The 2745-nt window shown below is 42.8% G+C and carries 3 protein-coding genes; all 3 read left to right on the top strand.

The features are described from left to right. On the top strand, positions 1-488 hold a 488-nt coding region (locus Q0620_RS01425; RefSeq protein ID WP_298782908.1), incomplete at its 5' end, for a rhomboid family intramembrane serine protease. A 44-nt stretch (positions 489-532) separates the two neighbouring features. Continuing rightward, positions 533-1207 (top strand): histidine phosphatase family protein, encoded by a 675-nt coding sequence (locus Q0620_RS01420; RefSeq protein WP_298782907.1) that lies wholly within the window; start codon positions 533-535, stop codon positions 1205-1207. A gap of 413 nt (positions 1208-1620) precedes the next feature. Next, entirely contained in the window at positions 1621-2265 is a 645-nt protein-coding gene (locus Q0620_RS01415; RefSeq protein WP_298782906.1) for a ferritin family protein, read from the top strand. Positions 2266-2745: the final 480 nt, after the last annotated feature.

Genomic DNA, 2745 nt, shown 5'->3' with positions numbered 1-2745 from the left:
TGGAATATTTTTTCGGCTTTAAGTCCTACCTGTTTTTCGGGCTCAATCCATATTTTTTCGAGGGGATGCCGTGGCAGCTACTAAGTTCATTTTTTATGCACGGCGGAGTGATGCATCTAGCGATGAATATGGCGGTTTTATATCAATTCGGCGGAATTTTAGAGCGGGCGTTCGGTGGTATAAAATTTACGCTACTTTACATCGCAGGCGGGCTGCTGAGCGGCGCTTTGTGTCTGATTTATATCCGTTATGCCATGAACATGGGAGAAATCGTCAATATCGTAGGCGCTAGCGGCGCTATCTGCGTGCTTTTAGGCGTGATTGCTTATTTTGATGAACGCAATGCGGGTGGGATTTTTGTCGCGATTTTGATAATGAGCTTTGCGCCGATGTTAATGGGCGTAAATGTGGCATGGTATGCACACATAGCGGGATTTGTGGTCGGTTATGGTTTTGGAATGATCCAGAAAAAATTTAGAATTTTGTAGAATTTAACGCTAAATTTTACATAAAATTTTATGAAAGGATGCAGATGAAACGGATATATTTTATAAGACATGCTGAGGCGCAAAGCGGCGGCAAAAGCGATTTTGAGCGGCCATTAAGCCATGCGGGCGAACTTTGCGCAATTAAACTCGGAGAAAAGCTGCGTACCTTGGGGCTTGTGCCTGATTTGATTATTACAAGCTCGGCTATACGCGCACTCCATACGGCGCAAATTATCGCTAATGCGTTGGATGCGACAAAAAGGGTAGCGTCATTGCGAGAGTTATACGACGCAAGCTTATGGGATTTGGCAAAGTTTGTTCGCAGCTTGGATGAGAAACGATTTTTTGGGTGCAGTGTGAATGTTGAAAAATACAATGCGGTTGGTCTGAGTAGCGAAAAACATCGCGACGCAAACGATGAAAATTCTGCTTTTAAGAGCACTAAAATTTCCGCTAGCATTAGCGAAAATAATGCGATATCTTGCAACAATGTGGAAATTTCTAGCGCAGATATTGTGCAAAATTTTAACGCAGCTAGCGCGGAATGCGTATTTATCGTTGGACATAATCCGACAATAGGCGCAATTTGCTCGCTTTTAGGCGAGAAGGAAGTCGATAAATTCTCTCCTTGCTCGATTTGCGGCTTAGAATTTGACGTTCATAAATTCTCAGAAATTACTGATCATAGCGGCAAAATGGTAATGCTGCAGTGCCCTTAATTACGCTTTTAACGCTTCATAATTACAATCGGGCGGCTCGTTGGCGCATTTAAAGCTACTTTTTGCCGAGCATTGTTATATACTCGTAAACAAGACTGCGCGGCAAAATTAGCAAGTTATTTTTGAGATAACTTTAAAATTTTAAAAAATTTCCAATGACGTGACTAGCCTTGAAAATCACAGGCTTAAATAAGCCAGAAAACTAAATTTCATATTTTTAGATGATCAAGCGTTAGCGCTTTTGCTTGAAATTTCATTTGCTTTGAAAAACCTTAAGTTTAGATTTTGCGGATGGAAATTTCGTGCCAAAATTTTCTCAAAAACATAAAATTATTGAGAAGAATAAAATTTATTAAGTAAAATTTAATAGTAGCCGTGGTATCATTCCCCAAAAATTTTGATAGGGAATTAAAATGAGACAGTACGAAACTTACAGATGCGACAAATGCGGCGCGGAGGTCGAGGTGCAAAAAGTAGGCGGCGGCACGTTTAGCTGCTGCGGCGAGCCGATGAAATGCATCACCGAGGATTTGACGCAGGTAAATTTGATGAAAGCGTTCGCAGGCGAGTCGCAAGCGCGCAACAAATACGATCTTTACGGCGATTTAGCCAAAGAGGCTGGCTTTCACGCCATCGCGCGACATTTTTACGAGGCTGCCGAAAACGAAAAATGGCATGCCAGAGCCGAGCTAAAGGCACATCACGCGGCTGCGGGTATCCCGCTTGATAAGATGGATAAGAATCTACTCGATGCCGCTGCGGGCGAGCGCTATGAACACGAGAGTATGTATCCGAGCTTCGCTAAAATCGCGACCGAAGAGGGTAAAAAAGAGGTTGCGCGCCTTTTTAACGCTATCGGCAAGGTCGAGGAGGAGCACGAGCGCGAATACAACGAGCTTCAAAAGATCCTGCTAGAGGAGGGCTTTTTCGAGAGCTTCGATGAGGAAGTTTGGGTGTGCGAGATCTGCGGGCATGTTCATCGCGGCAAGAAAGCCCCGGGCGCCTGTCCGCTTTGCAAGGCTCCGCGCGAGTATTTCAAAAAACAAAGGCTCGTCTGATTTTGATGCTTGCGGCACGGCATTTTTGCGATAGCTTTTGAAGCCGTCGCAAATCTCGTTTATTGTCGCGAGCCGATCGCTTAAATATTGGCTTAAAATTTTGCGCGAGATTTCGTCTTTTTGCTCCTTTTTGTCGCGGACTCCGTGGCTAGACGAAATCTCGGGCTAAATTTATTTAGCCTAAACTCCTTTTCTTATCCCCCTAAGAAATGAAATCCTGCTCGCAAGAGCGGGATTTCTGTCGTAAAATAAATCTAAAATAATCATGCCGATGGATTTTGTATCTTTAAATTTTTAGTATAAATTCCTATATGATTCTTGCGCTATTTACGAAGCAAACTTCGCGTCGGTAAATTTAGCAGCAAACTTTGGTGGCAAATCTTTTGTGTCTTTAATTTTAAGGCGAATACGGTGCGATGAGAATTTGAAAGCAAATCAAACTATAAAATTCCGAGGGTTTAAATTTTAAATCAAAAATTC

The sequence above is a fragment of the uncultured Campylobacter sp. genome (genome assembly GCF_938017615.1).
Classification (GTDB): domain Bacteria; phylum Campylobacterota; class Campylobacteria; order Campylobacterales; family Campylobacteraceae; genus Campylobacter_B.
Note: the sequence above shows the minus strand (reverse complement) of the source record. Positions and strands in the feature narration are given on the sequence as shown.

Excerpts from the sequence above, each read along its gene's own strand:
- Q0620_RS01415 (WP_298782906.1), top strand. The coding sequence starts at position 1,621 with ATGAGACAGTACGAAACTTACAGATGCGACAAATGCGGCGCGGAGGTC.
- Q0620_RS01420 (WP_298782907.1), top strand. The coding sequence starts at position 533 with ATGAAACGGATATATTTTATAAGACATGCTGAGGCGCAAAGCGGCGGC.